Source organism: Bacillus sp. CCB-MMP212 (assembly GCF_022748145.1).
Taxonomy (GTDB): Bacteria; Bacillota; Bacilli; order Bacillales; family Bacillaceae_G; genus Bacillus_A; species Bacillus_A cereus.
On record NZ_JALDQE010000018.1, the window covers coordinates 39,189 to 58,432 of the forward strand.

The window sequence follows — 19,244 nt, forward strand, 5'->3', positions numbered from 1 at the left end:
TAACACCTAGGTAGGAAATTAAGTCTATTGACACCTACTGTCTACGGTACACTATTTAAATTCACAACATAAATGATTATATTAAATCTTCTTTATGAAGTCAACTTCCAATTTTTACGCTAATGTAGAAACGTCTACGCGTACGCCAGGTCCCATTGTAGAAGCAACTGTTACGTTCTTCATGTAAGTACCTTTTGCAGCAGATGGCTTAACTTTTAATAAAGTGTCAGCGATTGTTTTGAAGTTTTCTACTAATTTAGCATCTTCGAAAGATACTTTACCGATTGGAACGTGGATGTTACCAGCTTTATCAACGCGGTATTCAACTTTACCAGCTTTGATTTCGTTAACAGCTTTAGTTACATCGAAAGTAACTGTTCCAGTTTTAGGGTTTGGCATTAAACCTTTAGGTCCTAATACGCGACCAAGTTTACCAACTTCACCCATCATGTCAGGAGTTGCTACTACTACATCGAAATCGAACCAACCTTGTTGGATTTTACCGATGTAATCAGTATCGCCTACGAAGTCAGCGCCAGCAGCTTCAGCTTCTTTAGCTTTTTCACCTTTAGCGAACACTAATACACGTTGTACTTTACCAGTACCGTGTGGAAGAACAACTGCACCACGGATTTGTTGGTCAGCTTTCTTAGGGTCAACACCTAAACGGAATGCAGCTTCTACAGTTGCATCAAATTTAGCTGTGTTTGTTTTCTTTACTAATTCTACTGCTTCTGTTGCAGAGTAAGCAGATGCACGATCAACAAGCTTTGCAGCTTCTACGTACTTTTTACCTCTTTTAGCCATTTTTATTTCCTCCTCGAATGTGGTTTTAGCGGAATAACCTCCCACGTTTACGCCTGTTTTCAGGTATAACCTGAGGATGAGCGCCATCCATTTATTTAAAAACAATAATCATTTACGATAATAAAGGTTGCGAATTGGAATTCCAGACCCGCAACCTTTTTTAAAAACAAATCGAATTAGTCTTCGATAACGATGCCCATACTGCGTGCAGTACCTTCAACCATACGCATTGCAGCTTCTACGCTAGCAGCGTTTAGGTCAGGCATTTTAGTTTCAGCGATTTCGCGTACTTTATCACGCTTAACAGTTGCCACTTTATTACGGTTTGGTTCACCAGAACCAGACTCAATACCAGCTACTTTCTTAAGAAGAACAGCAGCAGGAGGAGTTTTAGTAATGAAAGTGAATGAACGGTCCTCAAATACCGTAATTTCAACAGGGATGATAAGACCAGCTTGATCTGCTGTACGAGCGTTAAACTCTTTACAGAAGCCCATGATGTTAACACCTGCTTGTCCTAATGCTGGACCAACTGGTGGAGCTGGGTTAGCTTTACCTGCAGGAATTTGAAGCTTTACCATTTTAATTACCTTTTTAGCCACGAGACACACCTCCTTAAGTCCGTGATGTGGTCAATTGGACAGTGATTTGCCCTCCCACGTCATATTTTATCTGTAAGGATAAAATCTTTCAAAAAACGTCTCCGATAACGAAGACGTACTGACTTAAAAGATATTATCACTTTTTACAATTCATTTCAAGTTTCATTTTATAATTTTTCAATTTGATGGAAGTCAAGTTCAACTGGAGTCTCGCGACCAAACATGTCCACAAGTACGCTAACCTTTTTCTTCTCCACATCAATTTCTTCAATAGCACCTGTATAATCTGCGAATGGCCCCTCATTTACACGTACTGTCTCATGAAGTTCAAAGTCGAAATCAACCACTTCGTTGTCCATTCCCATATGTTTCATAATGGTAACAACTTCCTCTTCTAATAGAGGTGATGGTTTAGATCCAGAACCAGAAGAACCAACGAACCCAGTTACACCCGGCGTGTTACGTACAACATACCAAGAATCATCAGTCATGATTAATTCTACTAATACATAACCTGGGAACACTTTTCTTTTCATTAATTTTTCTTTTCCGTTTTTCATTTCTACTTCTACTTCTTCCGGGACAACAACACGGAAAATTTTATCTTGCATACCCATTGATTCTACACGCTTCTCTAGGTTTGCTTTTACTTTATTTTCATATCCAGAATAAGTATGGACAACATACCAACTTTTTTCCATTCATTTAGGACGAGCGTCCTTCCCTCCCTGACGTACATTTTTTTGCGCAAATGAAAAAACCCGTTCACCGGGCTTTTACACAGTTCTTATAAATAACATTATATCATGGATAAGTGCTTCTTATTCAAGAATTAACCAAGAATTAACCGAATTAAAGAAGAAATGCCCATATCAACTACTGCGAAGAAAATCGCAAAGAACACAACTGTAGCAACAACAGTCGCTGTTGAGCGGAGTAATTCATCTTTTTTAGGCCAACTTACTTTTTTCATTTCGCGACCTACATCGCCGAAAAAGTTCGTTAAACGCATCTGCGGGACCTCCAGTGTATTATTTCAATTATTTATTTTGTTTCCTTGTGAACTGTATGCTGATTGCATGTTTTACAAAACTTTTTTATTTCAAGTCGCTCTATTGAGCTCGTATCTTTCATAGTAGAGTAGTTTCGATTTTTACACTCTTCACATGAGAGTACAACTTTTTTCCTCATTAGTTACACCAACCTTGTAACATTATGTCCCTAAAAATGTATCATACAATAAAAGACAATGTCAATGACATGCATTTTGTACTGTCTACAAAAGAAAACAGGTGATTTATTTTACACCTGTTGCACTTGTTATTTGTTATGAATTTAAAGTTGTACTTTCTCGCATTTCCATATATCGTTCCAATTTCCTCTTCACCCGCTGTAAAGCGTTATCAATAGATTTCACATGTCTGTTTAACTGTTCTGAAATCTCTTGATAAGAACGCCCATCTAGATATAAAGAAAGTACTTTTCTTTCTAAATCGCTTAATAATTCTGATATTTTTGATTCTATGTCTGTATATTCTTCTTGGCTAATAATCATCTCTTCAGGATCAGTTACCTTCGCTTCAGAAATAACATCCAATAATGTTCGATCAGATTCCTCATCGTAAATCGGCTTATCTAAAGACACATACGAATTTAAGGGAATATGTTTTTGCCTTGTTGCCGTTTTAATAGCGGTAATAATTTGTCGAGTGATACACAGTTCAGCAAATGCTTTGAATGAAGACAGCTTGTCCTCTTTATAATCACGAATTGCTTTAAACAATCCTATCATACCTTCTTGAACAATATCTTCTCGATCGGCACCCACTAAAAAGTAAGATCTTGATTTCGCGCGAACAAAGTTCTTATATTTGTGAATTAAATATTCTAGAGCGTCAGTATTACCTTTTCGAACTAACTCAACGATTGCCTCATCCTCTAAATCACGAAATGTAACGTCGCCTACACTTACGAAGCCTGCTTCCACCTTGATCCCTCCGACCGCTATTTATTTAGCAATATTATACAGTAAAAAGACAAAGAGCGTCAATGCTTCAACGCTCTCCTCTTCTTAATTTTTCTAATTTTTCTGTAATATCTTTACTAAATATCTTTCGCATGGCGGGTTGCTGTTCTTTCGTGTCTTTTGTACGCCTTCTTACTTGTTGCTCCATTGCCTGTACTTCCAACTCTAATTCACGCGCAGATTTCCGAAGGGCACCTTGCGCAAATATAACCCATTGTTCCGTGTAATCAGAAGTCGCAACATATATTCGTGTATTTATATTTCTAAGCTCTATCGCAAGTTGCTCTATCTTTTCGTCTGCAGTTTGATTCTTTCGTGTGAATATTACTTCCACACGAGATTGTTTCATCTTTTTTTCAATACCATGTACTGTATAGGCATCAAAGACTATCATCACTTTTGTACCTGTATAACCTTGATAATCCGCCATCTTATCAATAAGTGCATCTCTTGATGATTGTAAATCTACATCCCGCAGTTTCTTCAAATCTCCCCAAGCTCCGATAATGTTGTAACCGTCAACGATTAAAATATCGTTCATCTTTTATTTACCAATTTCGTGACGTTTACGATATACCTCATACATTAACAAACTTGCGGCTACGGAAGCATTTAAGGATGTAACTTTACCAACCATCGGTAGAGTGATTAGGAAATCACACTTTTCACCAATAATACGACTCATACCTTTTCCTTCACTACCAATTACTAACCCAATTGGCATTTTACCATCTAAATTACGGTAATCCGTTTTCCCTTTGGCATCTGTACCAGCAATCCAAAGTCCACGTTCTTTTAATTCATCAATTGTACGGGATAAGTTCGTTACGCGCGCAACAGGAATGTATTCAATCGCTCCTGTTGATGCTTTCGCAACTGACGCTGTAAGCCCCACAGCCCTTCTCTTTGGAATAATAATTCCATGAGCTCCTGTCGCATCAGCAGTACGCATAATAGAACCTAGGTTATGCGGATCTTCAATCTCATCTAAAATTAAGAAGAATGGATCTTCATTACGTTTTTCTGCCACTTTGAATAACTCTTCTAACTCCGCATACTGATATGCAGCTACTTGAGCAATTACACCTTGATGATTACCCTCAACTAATTGATCTAACTTTTTCTTTGGTGCATGTTGTAAAATAACCTTATTTTCTTTCGCTAACGCTAGTACAATCTGTACTTGTCCTTTGGCAGCACCTTCTGCGATCCAAATTTTATTTATATCTCTCCCTGATCGTAACGCCTCAATTACAGGGTTACGTCCGATAATATATTCACTACTCATGATGATGTGCCCCCTTCCTTTTCTTCTAAAACTGCAATTGCCTTATATACAATTTCGTCTAATCTTTCACGGTTATTTAATAAATGATGATAACCAATTAGCGCTTCAAAGGCTGTACTATGTCGATATGTTTGTACATCCGTATTTTTTGGAACTGTACCTGAATTTGCATTACGTCCTCTTCTTAATACCGCCTCTTCTTCCTCTGTCAAAAACGCCGTCTCTAATAAATGATAAACAACTTTCGCCTGTGCTTTTGCTGAAACAAAGCTCGTCCCTAATCGATGTAATTGATTAGGGCGAACTTTCCCTTTTTGAAGTAGGTGATAGCGGATATATTGTTCATATACCGCATCACCCATGTATGCTAACGCTAAGCTGTTTAATTGCTTTGCATCAATCATTCTTATCCTCTTTTCCATCTTGTACCTTGAGCGGTATCTTCTAAAATAATATTACGGTCTTTTAAGTCATCGCGAATTTGATCTGATAATGCAAAATCACGATTTTTACGAGCTTCAATGCGTTTTTGAATAAGTGCCTCAATTTCTTCATCAAGCAACTCTTCTTGCGCTAATTCTAACCCTAAAATATCAAATAATGTTTCAAGTTGTTTTACGTATGCTTCAATTACCACTGTAGACGTATGTTCTTCCAGTAAATATTGATTCGCATGATTTGCCACATTATATAACTCAGTGATTGCATTAGCAGTGTTGAAGTCATCATTCATCGCTTCTTCAAATGCAGTCTGGAATTTTTCCAGTTCCGCTAACCATTTCTCATTATGGTCTGTTAAATCAGTACTACTTTCCATACGGTGTTTTAAGTTACCGTAAGCCGTCTTAATTCTTTCCAGTCCGTTATTTGTGCTTTGTAATAACTCTTCACTGAAATTAATTGGATGACGGTAATGTACCGATAGCATAAAGAATCTAATTAACTGCGGATTATATTGCTTAATGATATCGTGAACTAAAATAAAATTCCCCAATGACTTAGACATCTTCTCATTATTAATATTAATATATCCATTGTGCATCCAGTAACGTGCAAATGTTTTTCCAGTTAACGCCTCAGACTGCGCAATTTCATTCTCATGATGAGGAAATGCTAAGTCTTGACCACCAGCATGAATATCGATTGTATCTCCTAAGTATTTACGTGCCATTGCCGAGCATTCAATATGCCAGCCTGGACGACCTTTCCCCCAAGGGCTTTCCCAGAAGATTTCTCCTTCTTTAGCATCTTTCCATAAAGCAAAATCAAGAGGGTCTTGTTTCTTTTCTCCTACTTCAATACGCGCACCGTGACGTAAGTCTGCGATTGGTTGATGCGATAATTTACCATATCCTTCGAATTCCTTCGTTCTAAAGTACACATCACCTTCTGATTCATATGCATATCCTTTATTCACAAGTTCTTGAATAAATTCAATAATGATATCCATATTTTCCGTTACACGCGGATGAACTGTTGCGTGTTTGCAACCTAGTGCCGTTACATCCTCAAAGTACGCTTCAACGAAACGGTCAGCAATTGTCGGCACATCTTCACCTAATTCATTTGCTGCTTTAATTAATTTATCATCTACGTCAGTAAAGTTGGATACATACTGCACATCATATCCTTTATATTCTAAATAACGGCGTACCGTATCAAATACCATAGGTGGTCTTGCATTCCCAATGTGAATATAGTTATAAACTGTAGGTCCACACACATACATCTTTACCTTATTTTCTTCTAATGGAGTAAACTCTTCCTTTTGACGTGTTAACGTATTATAAATGTGAATAGTCATTTTTATCCTTCCTTTCTACCTTTACTTCAAGTTGTTTTTTCAATTTATCAAGTTCTACTTCCATGACCTTTAACTTATCAAAAATTGGGTCTGGAAGGTCAGAATGATTTAATTCTTGACCGATTTTTACTCCATTTTGAATAACGACTCGGCCAGGTATACCTACAACTGTAGAATGTGCAGGGACTTCTTTTAATACGACAGAACCTGCTCCAATTTTAGAATTCTCTCCAACTGTAATAGAACCTAGTACTTTAGCACCTGTTGCAATTAATACATTATCCTGAATTGTAGGGTGCCTCTTTCCCTTTTCTTTACCCGTACCACCTAATGTAACCCCTTGATAGATCGTTACATTATCACCAATTTCGCACGTTTCTCCAATTACAACCCCCATTCCATGGTCTATGAAAAAACGACGACCAATTGTTGCTCCTGGATGAATCTCAATGCCAGTAAAGAAACGACTAACTTGTGAGATCCAACGTGCAATAAAGAAGAAATTTTTTTTATAAAAAGCATGTGCAATTCGATGGGCCCAAACTGCATGTAATCCAGAGTAAGTCAAAATGACTTCGAAATAACTTCTTGCCGCTGGATCCTGTTCAAAAACGACTTCAATATCTTCCCGAAGCCTCTTAAACATCGACGTTCCCTCCCCTTTATGGGCTGCTTTTTCGAATGAACTAACTCCCTACTTATCTCCCTAAATCTTTATACACGTAGATAAAATTTATACTCATACCCAGTTTTACGGTATAAAAAAAGACGCCTCTGTCATATTGACAGAGACGCCTTATAAGCGCGGTTCCACTCTGTTTAGGCTAAAAAAGCCTCAAACTCATCTCTGATAACGGTGTACACCGCTTCTGCTTACTTTACGCCCTAAGACGTTTCGCAAAACAATTTACTGTTCAGCAGAAGACTCGAAGGGGCATTTCAAAAATCCGCTTATAAACCACTTCCAGCCTAAAGGTGGTTCTCTCTGTAAAAAGCCTGATTTTCTACTTCTCCTTCTCGTCGCTTTTCCTTATTAGGTTTTAAGTATACTTATTATATTTCTAAACCTAGAAAATGTTAACCAATTACTTTTTGAAGACGATTTAAAACTTTTTCTTTTCCAAGAAGTGCAATAGCATTCGGAAGCTCTGGACCATGTGTTTGACCAGTAGTTGCAACACGGATTGGCATAAATAAGTTTTTACCTTTATGACCTGTTTCCTTTTGAACTGCTTTAATAGCCGCCTTAATTGCTGCTGGTTCCATCGCTTCTAGTGCTTCTACTTGACCAGCAAATGCACGAAGTACTTCTGGTACTTGTTCACCTTTTAATACTTCTTGTCCTTCTTCTTCATAATCAACATGATCTTTGAAGAACATTTCAGAAAGCTCTACAATTTCAGCTCCAAAACTCATTTGTTCATGGTATAAAGCAATTACACCACGGATCCAATCTTGGTCTTGTTCACTTAAAGTTTCTCCCACACGTCCAGCTTTCACTAAATGCGGTAAACTTAACTCTACAACCGTATCTAAATCTTGCTTTTTCATATACTGGTTGTTCATCCATTTTAGTTTTTGAGAATCAAATAATGCAGGTGATTTCGATAAACGAGCTGCATCAAACATTTTGATAAACTCATCTTTAGAGAAGATTTCTTCTTCACCTACTGGTGACCAACCTAATAGCGCAATAAAGTTAAAGATTGCTTCTGGAAGATATCCAAGCTCTTTATATTGCTCAATAAATTGAATAATAGATTCATCACGCTTGCTTAATTTTTTACGACTTTCATTTACAATTAAAGTCATATGACCGAATTGTGGGATATCCCAACCGAAAGCTTCATAAATCATCATTTGTTTTGGCGTGTTTGAAATATGATCATCACCACGAAGTACATGTGTAATTTCCATTAAGTGATCATCTACTGCTACCGCAAAGTTATAAGTTGGGATTCCATCTTTTTTCACGATAACAAAATCACCAAAATCATTTGAATGGAATGCAACTTCGTCTTTTACGATGTCTTTGAATGTGTAATCACGATTAGCTGGTACACGGAAACGAATACTCGGAATACGTCCCTCAGCTTCAAATTCTTTCATTTGTTCTTCAGTTAAATCACGGTGGTTACCTGCATAACGAGGTGTTTCACCACGAGAAATTTGTCCTTCACGCTCTGCTTCTAGCTCTTCTTCTGTCATATAACATTTGTAAGCTAAACCACGCTCTAATAAATCTAGATATAATTTTTTATAAATATCTAAACGCTCTGTTTGACGATATGGTCCAAATTCACCGCCAACATCAACACCTTCATCCCAGTCCATACCGAGCCATTTTAAGTATTTTAATTGGCTTTCTTCTCCACCAGCCACGTTACGTTTTACATCAGTATCTTCAATACGAATAATAAACTTGCCATCTAAATGACGAGCAAATAAATAATTAAATAATGCCGTACGCGCATTTCCGATATGTAAGTGTCCTGTTGGACTTGGCGCATAGCGCACTCTCACTTGCTTTTCCATAATTGGTACACCTTCCATTCTTAATGTCTACACATTCTATAATTGTACAACAAAAAAATGTGATTATCCATCTTACGAATTAAAAACCATTATTTTTTCTGTAATAATACCACTGCTTGAGAAGCAATTCCTTCTTCCCTACCTGTAAATCCTAATTTTTCTGTTGTAGTTGCCTTTACATTAATGTTATCTATAGACGTTTCTAACAGTTCACTAATACGTTTACGCATACTTTCAATATGCGGTGCCATTTTTGGCTTTTGAGCAATAATTGTACAATCTAAATTCCCTAACTCGTAACCTTGTTCACGCACAAATTCCCAAACTTTTTGCAACAATACAGCTGAATCTGCATCTTTAAAAGCTGGGTCTGTATCAGGAAAATGCTTTCCGATATCTCCTGCTGCAATGGCACCTAAACATGCATCAGCAATCGTATGTAACAATACATCTGCATCTGAATGGCCGATTAATCCTTTCTCGTGTGGAATTGTAATTCCGCCAATAATTAACGGTCTACCTTCTGCAAATTCATGCACGTCAAAACCTTGTCCAATTCGAAACATTCTTTACATCCTCCTTGAGCTAAACCACTGAGCTTTATGACTCTATATTATATCGATATCCTTACAAAGAAAAGCCCGGCCATTGCCGAGCTTTCCTTTGTTATACACCATCACGGCTATTTTTTCAGAACATGAAGGAAACTTTCAGCAATTAGTAAATCCTCTGGAGTCGTCACTTTAATATTATAGTAACTCCCTTCTACTACACCTACTTGCTTTCCAATACGTTCCACGAGACTTGCATCATCTGTACCAAGAAAACAGCTCTGTTTTGCACTTCTATGAGCTTCTAGCAAAAGAGAAACAGAGAACCCTTGCGGTGTTTGTACAGCCTTAAGCTGAGATCGTTCTACCGTTTCGACAACAACACCTTGCTCTACCTTCTTAACTGTATCCTTTACTGGCACTGCACAAATGGAAGCTCCATATTTTTCTGCTGCTGTTAATACATCTTGAATCACTTTATTCGTTACGAATGGGCGCGCTCCGTCATGTACAAGAACGTATTCAACACCACTCGCATGCTGAATCGCGTTATATACACTATCTTGTCTTTCGGCTCCACCCTGAATAAATTGTACCTGTTTTTCAATCGGATACTTCTGCATTAATTCTTCAAAATACGGGCGTTCCTCTTCGTTAATTGCCATAACAATACTTTTGCACGCTTTATCTCTTTCAAAAGCACGTAATGTATGAACGATAATCGGTACTTCATTTATAAGTAAGAACAACTTATTTTTGCCAGCACCCATCCGCTTTCCTTGGCCGGCTGCCGGAATAATTAATGTATACATATTAATAATCCTCTACCTATAATGCTTTTTCTAATAATTTACGTTTTGCGAAAATCATACGACCAGCTGATGTTTGTAATACGCTAGTAACCAGTACATTAAGTTGCGAACCTACATACTCTCTACCATCTTCTACTACAATCATCGTACCATCATCTAAGTACGCAACACCTTGGTTTTGCTCTTTACCATCTTTCACAACATAAACATTTAATTCTTCGCCAGGGAGTACAACTGGTTTAATTGCATTAGCTAAATCATTAATGTTTAACACTGTTACTCCTTGTAATTCAGAAACTTTATTTAAGTTAAAATCATTCGTTACTACAGTTCCACCGGTGATTTTTGCTAACTTTACAAGTTTGCTATCCACCTCTTGGATATCCTCGAAATCGCCTTCATAAATTTCTACCGGAATCGGCATCTCTTTTTGAATACGATTTAAAATGTCTAGTCCTCTGCGACCACGATTACGCTTTAAAGCATCGGAAGAATCGGCAATATGCTGAAGCTCTTCTAATACGAATTGTGGAATCACAATTGTTCCTTCCAAAAACTTCGTTTGGCAAATATCAGCAATACGTCCATCAATAATTACACTCGTATCGAGAATTTTCCAATGAGTCGTAGATTTTTCTGCTTCTGCCTCTTCGTTCTCGCTATTATTTTTCTTCTTACCTCCGCGTTGGGGTAATGTAAATAATCCTAGCAATTCATTCCTCTTTTTAAATCCTACTTGGAATCCTAAATATCCAAGTAAAAGAGTGAAGAACACTTGCAATACCGTACTAATAACCGGAATTGTAAATTCACGAATCGGTATTAAAATTAAATATGCAACAATAAGACCAGAGATCAATCCTAATGTACCAAATAAAACATCTGCTACAGGCGCCTTTACAAGAGCCTCTTCAATATGCTTAATAAGTTGAACAATATAATCTACAAGCCAAAATGTTGTTAAAAATAAAATAATTGCACCAATAATCGCACGAACATACGATCCTTCCAATAAAGGAACAGCACCGATGTCTAATACATTAATAACTTTTGGGATTAAGTAAATCCCTAACGCTCCCCCGATCACTAGAAAGAAGAGCTGTACGATCCGTTTTAACATCCAACCACCTCCTACTCATTATTAACCATTGTTTCGCTAATCAAAACGCCGAATGCAAAAGCGGACGTGTTTTTTTATAAATAGTTTTATTTACCAATATATCATATCATATACCAAAAATGTTCTAGTGTCGTTATATTATGGAATCAATGTAATATTCTTAATTGTGTCTACTCATATATAGATGCTCTTGAATTCTTTTTAGGCCTTCTCGTATTTTCTTCGCCCTTACTTCCCCAATTCCTTCCACATCATCCAATTCATGAATAGTCGCGCGACAAACTCCTTGCAACGTTTTGAATCGATTAATTAAATTTTCAATGATAAGTGGCGGAACACGAGAGATTTTGCTTGTAATTCGATATCCCCTTGGCGTCACACTTTCTTCTAAACTGGTTTGCCCTGGGTAACCAAGTAATTTAACTAAATCACTATCCTCTAAAAGTTGTGTATTTGCAAGGTCCTGTAACTTTTTCAAAATTTGATGATGGTCTTGTGTTTTCTCCTGATGGTAATCTTTAATTAACAATGCTGCCTCTGCTTCTAAATCAGCTAGTAATTCTGTAAGCTGTAAACGAATTAACCTACCTTCTGTTCCTAGCTCATGAATATAGCTCAATATTTCATTTTTAATACGCAGTACCATTTCAACACTATGTAAAACGTGAACTACCTCAGACATTGTAACGACCTCTTCAAATTCTAGAATGCCCAAATTCGTAATACCATCATTCCATACAGCCTTATATTTTTCTAACGTTTGAATAGCTTGGTTTGCCTTTGTTAAAATAACCCCTATATCTTTTAGTGTATAACGTAAGTTCCCTTGATATAGCGTAATTACGTTACGTCTTTGTGAAATGGCCACAACAAGGCTGCCCGTCTGCTTCGCTACACGTTCTGCTGTTCGGTGACGCATACCGGTTTCAATAGAATCAATAGATGCCTCTGGAACTAACTGTGCATTCGCTATTAAAATTTTACTTCCCGTTTCATTTAAAATAAGTGCCCCGTCCATTTTTGCTAATTCATATAAACTAGCAGGAGAGAATGCACAATTAATGTGAAAACCACCATCCACAATACTTTTAATCTGCTCATTATATCCAAGAACAATTAGCCCCCCTGTTTGTGCGCGAAGTACATTATCTATCCCTTCACGCAGTGGTGTTCCTGGGGCCACGAGCTGTAAAATATTAATCATACTTTTGACACGTTGCTTATTTTCTTCCATAGCCTAGCCTCCTAATGTCAAACGAAGCGCTTCTCCTAAATTAGAAACACCTACAACCTCAATCCCATCCGGAATTGTCCATCCTCCTAAGTTTTTTCTAGGAATAATAACACGTTGAAATCCTAATTTAGCCGCTTCTTGTACACGTTGTTCGATTCTTGATACTCTTCTTATTTCTCCAGTTAATCCTACTTCTCCTATTACTGCATCAGTTGGTGCCGTAGATTTATCCCTAAAACTTGAGGCTATACTTAAAGCCACTGCTAAATCAATTGCCGGTTCGTCTAATTTCAAACCACCAGCTACTTTTAAATATGCATCTTGATTTTGCAATAGTAAACCTGTTCTTTTTTCTAATACTGCCATAATAAGCGAAACACGGTTATGATCAATTCCCGTCGCCATTCTTCGAGGATTTCCAAAACTAGTAGGGGAGATTAATGCTTGTATTTCTACTAAAACCGGTCTTGTTCCTTCCATTGAAGCAACTACTGTTGATCCTGCAACACCAACCGGCCTTTCCTCAAGGAAGATTTCAGAAGGATTTAAAACTTCCGCAAGACCAAGCTCTTTCATTTCAAAGATACCCATTTCATTCGTGGAACCAAAACGGTTCTTCACAGCCCGTAAAATACGATACGTATGGTGTCGATCTCCTTCAAAGTAAAGAACTGCATCGACCATATGTTCTAACATACGAGGTCCTGCAATTGCTCCTTCTTTTGTCACATGCCCGACAATGAAAATAGGGATTCCTTTTGTTTTTGCAAGTTTCATTAATTCCGCTGTACATTCACGTACTTGTGCCACACTTCCTGGTGCTGACGTCACTTCAGGTAAATGTATCGTTTGAATAGAATCAATAACAACAAAAGCTGGATTCATCTCTTCAATATGTGCTGCAATACGCTGCAGGTCTGTCTCTGCTACAACAAATAGATTGCTACCCTTTACATGCAAACGATCTGCACGAAGTTTAATCTGCTTTGCCGACTCCTCACCCGATATGTATAATACATCATATGAAGAATCTGCTAATTGTGATGAAATCTGTAATAGTAATGTTGATTTTCCAATCCCAGGGTCTCCACCAATAAGCACTAAGGACCCATCTACAATTCCACCACCAAGCACACGATTAAACTCTTGAAATTCCGTTTCAATACGTGCCTCAGACTTTGTTTCTACTTCGGTAAGACGTCTTGGTTTTGTTACTTCCGTTTGAATTGCATTCGCGTAATTAAGGCGCCTAGATGATACAACTGGCTCCATTTCTTCAACAAGTGTATTCCATTGACCACATCCAGGACATTTACCCATATATTTTGGTGACTGATAACCACATTCTTGACATATAAATTTCGTTTTCTTTTTAGCCATACCTTTTTATAGTTCACTTCACTTTCGTCTATAAACGTTTATCCTTCTCGTACAAGAAAGAGGGCTATCGCGTAGCCCTCTTTGTTTGTCTATACTTATTTTACCTTTTCCGCACTATGAATGACAAATGATTCTCCTTCTACATCAAAGATAACTTTTTGTCCTTTCTCAATAGCACCTTTTAAAAGTTCTTCTGATAGTCTATCTTCTACATGTTTCTGAATTGCTCTGCGAAGTGGACGAGCGCCATACTCACGATCAAATCCTTTATCTGCAATAGCTGAAATTGCCCCTTCCGTTAAGTGCAATTCGATTTCTTGTTCTTTTAAGCGATTAACTAACTGATTTACCATAAGAGTTACAATCTCTTGAATATGTTTTTTCTCAAGCATATGGAATACGATAATTTCATCAATACGGTTTAAGAATTCTGGACGAAATGCCTTTTTCAGCTCATCCATTACTTTACCTTTCATATCCGAATAATCACGGCTTTCATCTTGTACATTAAATCCAAGATGTTTGTTACGTTTTAACGCCTCGGCACCAACGTTAGACGTCATAATAACAATCGTATTACGGAAATCAACTGTACGTCCTTTAGAATCTGTTAAACGACCATCTTCTAATACTTGTAGTAAAATATTAAACACATCCGGATGAGCTTTCTCTACCTCATCTAATAAGACAACTGAATATGGCTTGCGACGAACTTTCTCTGTTAATTGTCCACCTTCTTCATATCCAACATATCCTGGAGGAGAACCAACTAAACGGGAAGTAGAATGCTTCTCCATGTATTCTGACATATCGATGCGAATCATTGCATCTTCATCACCGAACATAGATTCTGCTAGTGCTCTTGCAAGTTCTGTTTTACCTACACCTGTTGGCCCTAAGAAAATAAATGAACCAATTGGGCGCTTCGGATCTTTTAATCCTGCTCTTGCACGACGAACAGCTTTTGCTACAGCTACTACTGCTTCATCTTGACCAATCAAACGATCATGGAGAATGGATTCTAAATTTAATAATTTATCAGTCTCTGTTTGTGCAAGTTTAGAAACTGGGATACGTGTCCATGTAGAAACGACATTTGCAATATCTTCTACCGTAACCTCTGAATTTTCTTTTCCTTGTTGCTCTTTCCATTGACGTTTTGTATCTTCTAACTTCTCACGTAAGCGTTGCTCCATATCACGTAAGGATGCAGCCTTTTCAAATTCTTGACTTTGTACAGCTGCATCTTTTTCTTTTCGAATCTCCTCAAGCTTCACTTCAAGCTCTTTTAAGTTTGGTGGTGTTGTATAAGAACGTAAGCGAACTTTTGAAGCAGCTTCATCAATTAAATCAATTGCTTTATCTGGTAAAAAGCGATCTGTAATATAACGATCTGAAAGTTTTACAGCTGCATCAATAGCGTCATCTGTAATAGATACACGGTGATGCGCCTCATAACGATCACGTAAACCTTTCAAGATTTGAATCGATTCTTCTAAACTTGGCTCATCAACATGAATTGGTTGAAAACGTCTTTCTAAAGCCGCGTCTTTTTCAATATATTTACGATACTCATCTAAAGTTGTTGCCCCAATACATTGTAACTCTCCTCGTGCTAACGATGGTTTTAAAATATTCGATGCATCGATTGCACCTTCTGCTCCACCTGCACCAATTAATGTATGAAGCTCATCAATAAATAGAATAATATTGCCTGCTTGGCGAATTTCATCCATCACTTTCTTTAAACGATCTTCAAATTCACCGCGATATTTCGTTCCAGCTACCACTGTACCCATATCTAGTGTCATAACACGCTTATCTCTTAAAGTTTCAGGAACTTCATTATTTACAATTTGCTGTGCTAATCCTTCTGCAATTGCCGTTTTACCTACACCAGGCTCACCAATTAATACTGGGTTGTTTTTCGTTCTACGGCTTAATACCTCAATTACACGTTGAATTTCTTTACCACGTCCAATAACAGGGTCTAAGCGATTTTCACGCGCAACAACTGTTAAGTCCCTTGCTAAACTGTCAAGTGTCGGCGTATTTGCATTTGATGCTGAACCACCTTGATGACCTGAACTAGCTTCATTACTTCCAAGAAGTTGTAAGACTTGTTGTCTTGCTTTATTTAGACTTACACCTAAATTATTTAAAACACGTGCGGCTACACCTTCACCTTCACGGATTAAACCGAGTAAAATGTGTTCCGTTCCAACGTAAGAATGGCCTAGCTTACGCGCTTCATCCATAGATAATTCAATAACCTTTTTAGCACGAGGTGTATAATGTACAGTTTGAGAAGCTTCTGTTCCACGCCCAATTAACGCTTCTACTTCTTTTTGAACTTTCTCTGGACTTAATCCAAGAGCAATTAATGCTTTTGCTGCAATTCCTTCACCTTCGCGTACAAGCCCAAGTAAAATATGTTCTGTTCCAATATTATTATGCCCAATACGAATTGCTTCCTCTTGAGATAAAGCTAATACTTTCTGTGCTCTTTCTGTAAATCTTCCAAACATCATAGAAATCGCCTCCTACTTGCGCTTAGTTTTTTTCAATACGTAATCGCTCACGGATTAAGGTTGCTCTTCGATAATCTCTTTCTTCTGGCCCTAAAGGTCCACCTGCGTATTGTTGTAAAATACCTGGTTGCGTAAGAACCATTAGCTCAGTCAAAATATTTCTCGATATACCTTTTATATATCCTAGATCAATACCAAGTCGTACATCCGATAAGCAATTGGCTGCTTCTGCAGATTGAATTAAACGACTGTTTGCTAGTATGCCGTAAGAACGATAAACCTTATCTTCAAGTTCAATACTTGAATTTTGTACAATTAATTCTCTAGCTATTTTTTCTTGCTGTATAATTTGTTGAATGACACTCTTTAAATCTGCAATAATATCTTCTTCAGACTTTCCTAGCGTCATTTGATTTGAAACTTGAAATATATTACCTAACGCTTCGCTACCTTCACCGTATATTCCTCTTACTACTAACCCTAATTTTTGAATTACTTGTATAATACGGCTAATTCTTTTTGTTAAAACCAGTCCCGGTAAATGAATCATCACAGAAGCTCTTAACCCTGTGCCAACATTAGTAGGACAACTTGTAATATATCCAAGTGACTCATCAAAAGCGTATTCAACTTCTTTCTCAATCCAATTATCTATTTGATTGGCGCTTTGAAGCGCCTCTGATAACTGTAATCCTGAAAATAGGCACTGAATCCGAATATGGTCTTCTTCATTAAGCATAACACTAATATGTTCACTTTCTGACAGTAGACATGCTCCATATTCTGTCCCTGCAAGATTTGGACTAATTAAATGCTTTTCGACTAAAACTCTCCTTTGAAGAGGGGTTAATTCATTCATCTTTAATAGTCCAAATTCCCCAAAGGACCCTACTGCTTTATTTATAAATTTCTTTTTGAATAATTCATGAATCTGTTTAGCTTCTTCTTCGTTTTGCATAGTGGAAAATTGATATTGTTTAAAATTACGAGCCAAACGAATTCGACTACTTAAAACAATATCAGAATCAGGGCCATCCCCCTTCATCCATGGACTAATTGCTTCGTTCATAATTTTGTCCAGTGACATAGAATTATTCCCCCTCCCTATGCTCACTAAGCTGTATTTCAAGACCTCGGATTTTATCCCTTACCTCTGCAGCTTTCTCAAATTCCTCTTTCTGTACGTATTGTTTCAGAATAAGTTTTAGTTCATCTAATTCTTTCTTTAAGTGGATATTTCCTTCTATACGTTCCGGAATTTTTCCACAATGTTCTGTATGCCCACCGTGAAGGCGTTTTAATAATGGCTTTAAATGCTCCTTAAATGTATCGTAACAAGAAGAACAGCCAAAACGTCCGACTTTTGTAAATTGTTCATATGTCATCTTACAATCTGGACACCTTACTATATCTGCATTTGAAAATCCATTTTTTCCTTCTTCAAACATTGTTGATTCACCGTGTAATAAACCAGCAAATAAATCATGAAATGAAAAGTTAGACTGCGATGATTGAAAGAAAGACGTATAGCCACTTTGCTCTGCACATTGCTCACAAAGATGAACTTCCGCCTTCTTCTCGTTAATTACTTTTGTATAATGTAAAGTTGCTGGTCTTATGTTACAGTTTTGACAAGTCATCACTATCCCCACCTTTACAACAGGAACGCTCTATCTCATGGTACTTTTCATACATTACTAGATTGTTCGCTTTCCTGAATCCATTTAAATAAAAGTGCATGTTCTTTTTCAAAACTTCTACAATATTTAACTGCTTTATCTTAGTTATCAATCTTTTACAAAAGTTATATTTATTTATATTTCAGTGTTCTTAACATTGCGCATAATATTCGAGCCCTAAGTTCATCTCGAGAAGGAACATCCATTGATAATACAGAACGGTCTATTACACTTAACATCAGTTTCGCTTCACGATTTGTTATGATTCCCTCTTCTATTAAACGTATAATCATACTTTCTGCATTCCCTTGCGCAACGCTATGATCAATCATATGAAGCATTTGATCAATAATGTCTATATCATCATGCAGTTTGACTTTTATAATGCGAATGTAACCTCCTCCACCACGTTTACTTTCTACTACAAATCCTCTTTCTAACGTAAAACGGGTATTGATTACATAATTGATTTGAGATGGTACGCACTCGAATCGATCCGCAATCTCATTTCTCTTGATTTCAATCACATTATTATTACTTAAGTCAATAACTTGCTTTAGATATTGCTCAATGATATCAGATATATTTCTCATTTATCCGCCACCTTTATTGACTTTGACTATCTTTGACTTTAATTATATACGTATTAATAAAATTTGCAACTCTTTTGCTTATTCACTATCCTAGCCACATTCCCTTGTATTTAAACAAAATATGAATACTTTAAACACATTTTTTATTACTATGGATTATAAAATAAAACACGAAAAAACACGAGTCATTTGACTCGTGTTTTAGTTGCTTGGCGACGTCCTACTCTCACAGGGACAAGGTCCCAACTACCATCGGCGCTAGAGAGCTTAACTTCCGTGTTC

Annotated in this window: 21 protein-coding genes and 2 other annotated features (1 of these 23 only partly in view); all 21 genes read right to left on the bottom strand. The window is 37.2% G+C overall.

What is annotated here, in order from left to right; translation table 11 throughout:
* Positions 1–65, bottom strand: a sequence feature (ribosomal protein L10 leader region) (it extends 79 nt beyond the left edge of the window).
* Between the two features lie 49 nt (positions 66–114).
* Positions 115–807: a 50S ribosomal protein L1 gene (gene rplA / locus MRP26_RS28870; protein WP_002094239.1), complete on the bottom strand. Its 693-nt coding sequence runs from the start codon at positions 805–807 to the stop codon at positions 115–117.
* Between the two features lie 176 nt (positions 808–983).
* Entirely contained in the window at positions 984–1,409 is a 426-nt protein-coding gene (gene rplK / locus MRP26_RS28875; protein ID WP_001085872.1) for a 50S ribosomal protein L11, read from the bottom strand.
* A 167-nt stretch (positions 1,410–1,576) separates the two neighbouring features.
* Positions 1,577–2,110 carry a transcription termination/antitermination protein NusG gene (gene nusG / locus MRP26_RS28880; protein ID WP_000415794.1) on the bottom strand — a complete coding sequence of 178 codons (534 nt, stop codon included), beginning with the start codon at positions 2,108–2,110 and terminating at the stop codon, positions 1,577–1,579.
* A gap of 131 nt (positions 2,111–2,241) precedes the next feature.
* A complete protein-coding gene (gene secE, locus MRP26_RS28885; RefSeq protein WP_001241323.1) occupies positions 2,242–2,421 on the bottom strand; it encodes a preprotein translocase subunit SecE in 180 nt (59 codons plus the stop codon).
* A gap of 32 nt (positions 2,422–2,453) precedes the next feature.
* Positions 2,454–2,600: a 50S ribosomal protein L33 gene (gene rpmG / locus MRP26_RS28890; RefSeq protein WP_014481927.1), complete on the bottom strand. Its 147-nt coding sequence runs from the start codon at positions 2,598–2,600 to the stop codon at positions 2,454–2,456.
* Between the two features lie 136 nt (positions 2,601–2,736).
* Positions 2,737–3,396 (bottom strand): RNA polymerase factor sigma-70, encoded by a 660-nt coding sequence (locus MRP26_RS28895; protein WP_000387198.1) that lies wholly within the window; start codon positions 3,394–3,396, stop codon positions 2,737–2,739.
* 67 nt (positions 3,397–3,463) lie between these two features.
* Entirely contained in the window at positions 3,464–3,976 is a 513-nt protein-coding gene (locus MRP26_RS28900) for an NYN domain-containing protein (protein WP_000997887.1), read from the bottom strand.
* 3 nt (positions 3,977–3,979) lie between these two features.
* Positions 3,980–4,723, bottom strand: a complete 744-nt coding sequence (gene rlmB, locus MRP26_RS28905; RefSeq protein WP_000093765.1) for a 23S rRNA (guanosine(2251)-2'-O)-methyltransferase RlmB — start codon at positions 4,721–4,723, stop codon at positions 3,980–3,982.
* Positions 4,720–5,127, bottom strand: coding sequence for a Mini-ribonuclease 3 (locus tag MRP26_RS28910; protein WP_000564261.1), 408 nt, complete (start codon positions 5,125–5,127; stop codon positions 4,720–4,722). The genes rlmB and MRP26_RS28910 overlap by 4 nt, the downstream gene beginning before the upstream one ends.
* A gap of 2 nt (positions 5,128–5,129) precedes the next feature.
* On the bottom strand, positions 5,130–6,527 hold the full coding sequence (gene cysS, locus MRP26_RS28915) for a cysteine--tRNA ligase (RefSeq protein WP_000152273.1): 1,398 nt from the start codon (positions 6,525–6,527) through the stop codon (positions 5,130–5,132).
* A complete protein-coding gene (gene cysE, locus MRP26_RS28920) occupies positions 6,508–7,173 on the bottom strand; it encodes a serine O-acetyltransferase (RefSeq protein WP_000476500.1) in 666 nt (221 codons plus the stop codon). Before cysE ends, cysS begins: the two co-directional genes overlap by 20 nt.
* Before the next feature lie 138 nt (positions 7,174–7,311).
* Positions 7,312–7,557: a binding site (T-box leader), on the bottom strand.
* 47 nt (positions 7,558–7,604) lie between these two features.
* On the bottom strand, positions 7,605–9,062 hold the full coding sequence (gltX, locus tag MRP26_RS28925) for a glutamate--tRNA ligase (protein ID WP_000415150.1): 1,458 nt from the start codon (positions 9,060–9,062) through the stop codon (positions 7,605–7,607).
* 89 nt (positions 9,063–9,151) lie between these two features.
* On the bottom strand, positions 9,152–9,628 hold the full coding sequence (gene ispF, locus MRP26_RS28930; RefSeq protein ID WP_000488386.1) for a 2-C-methyl-D-erythritol 2,4-cyclodiphosphate synthase: 477 nt from the start codon (positions 9,626–9,628) through the stop codon (positions 9,152–9,154).
* Positions 9,629–9,744: 116 nt separating this feature from the next.
* Positions 9,745–10,425: a 2-C-methyl-D-erythritol 4-phosphate cytidylyltransferase gene (gene ispD, locus MRP26_RS28935; RefSeq protein ID WP_053565450.1), complete on the bottom strand. Its 681-nt coding sequence runs from the start codon at positions 10,423–10,425 to the stop codon at positions 9,745–9,747.
* Positions 10,426–10,441: 16 nt separating this feature from the next.
* Positions 10,442–11,545, bottom strand: a complete 1,104-nt coding sequence (locus MRP26_RS28940) for a PIN/TRAM domain-containing protein (RefSeq protein WP_053565451.1) — start codon at positions 11,543–11,545, stop codon at positions 10,442–10,444.
* A gap of 160 nt (positions 11,546–11,705) precedes the next feature.
* Positions 11,706–12,779 carry a DNA integrity scanning diadenylate cyclase DisA gene (gene disA, locus MRP26_RS28945; RefSeq protein WP_000392164.1) on the bottom strand — a complete coding sequence of 358 codons (1,074 nt, stop codon included), beginning with the start codon at positions 12,777–12,779 and terminating at the stop codon, positions 11,706–11,708.
* Positions 12,780–12,782: 3 nt separating this feature from the next.
* Entirely contained in the window at positions 12,783–14,159 is a 1,377-nt protein-coding gene (radA, locus tag MRP26_RS28950) for a DNA repair protein RadA (protein WP_001085199.1), read from the bottom strand.
* Positions 14,160–14,254: 95 nt separating this feature from the next.
* Positions 14,255–16,690, bottom strand: a complete 2,436-nt coding sequence (gene clpC, locus MRP26_RS28955) for an ATP-dependent protease ATP-binding subunit ClpC (protein ID WP_000971170.1) — start codon at positions 16,688–16,690, stop codon at positions 14,255–14,257.
* A gap of 22 nt (positions 16,691–16,712) precedes the next feature.
* Entirely contained in the window at positions 16,713–17,777 is a 1,065-nt protein-coding gene (mcsB, locus tag MRP26_RS28960) for a protein-arginine kinase McsB (protein ID WP_000050836.1), read from the bottom strand.
* Between the two features lie 4 nt (positions 17,778–17,781).
* Positions 17,782–18,330 carry a protein-arginine kinase activator protein McsA gene (gene mcsA / locus MRP26_RS28965; protein WP_000128385.1) on the bottom strand — a complete coding sequence of 183 codons (549 nt, stop codon included), beginning with the start codon at positions 18,328–18,330 and terminating at the stop codon, positions 17,782–17,784.
* 170 nt (positions 18,331–18,500) lie between these two features.
* Entirely contained in the window at positions 18,501–18,962 is a 462-nt protein-coding gene (gene ctsR, locus MRP26_RS28970; RefSeq protein WP_001244560.1) for a transcriptional regulator CtsR, read from the bottom strand.
* Positions 18,963–19,244 lie beyond the last annotated feature (282 nt).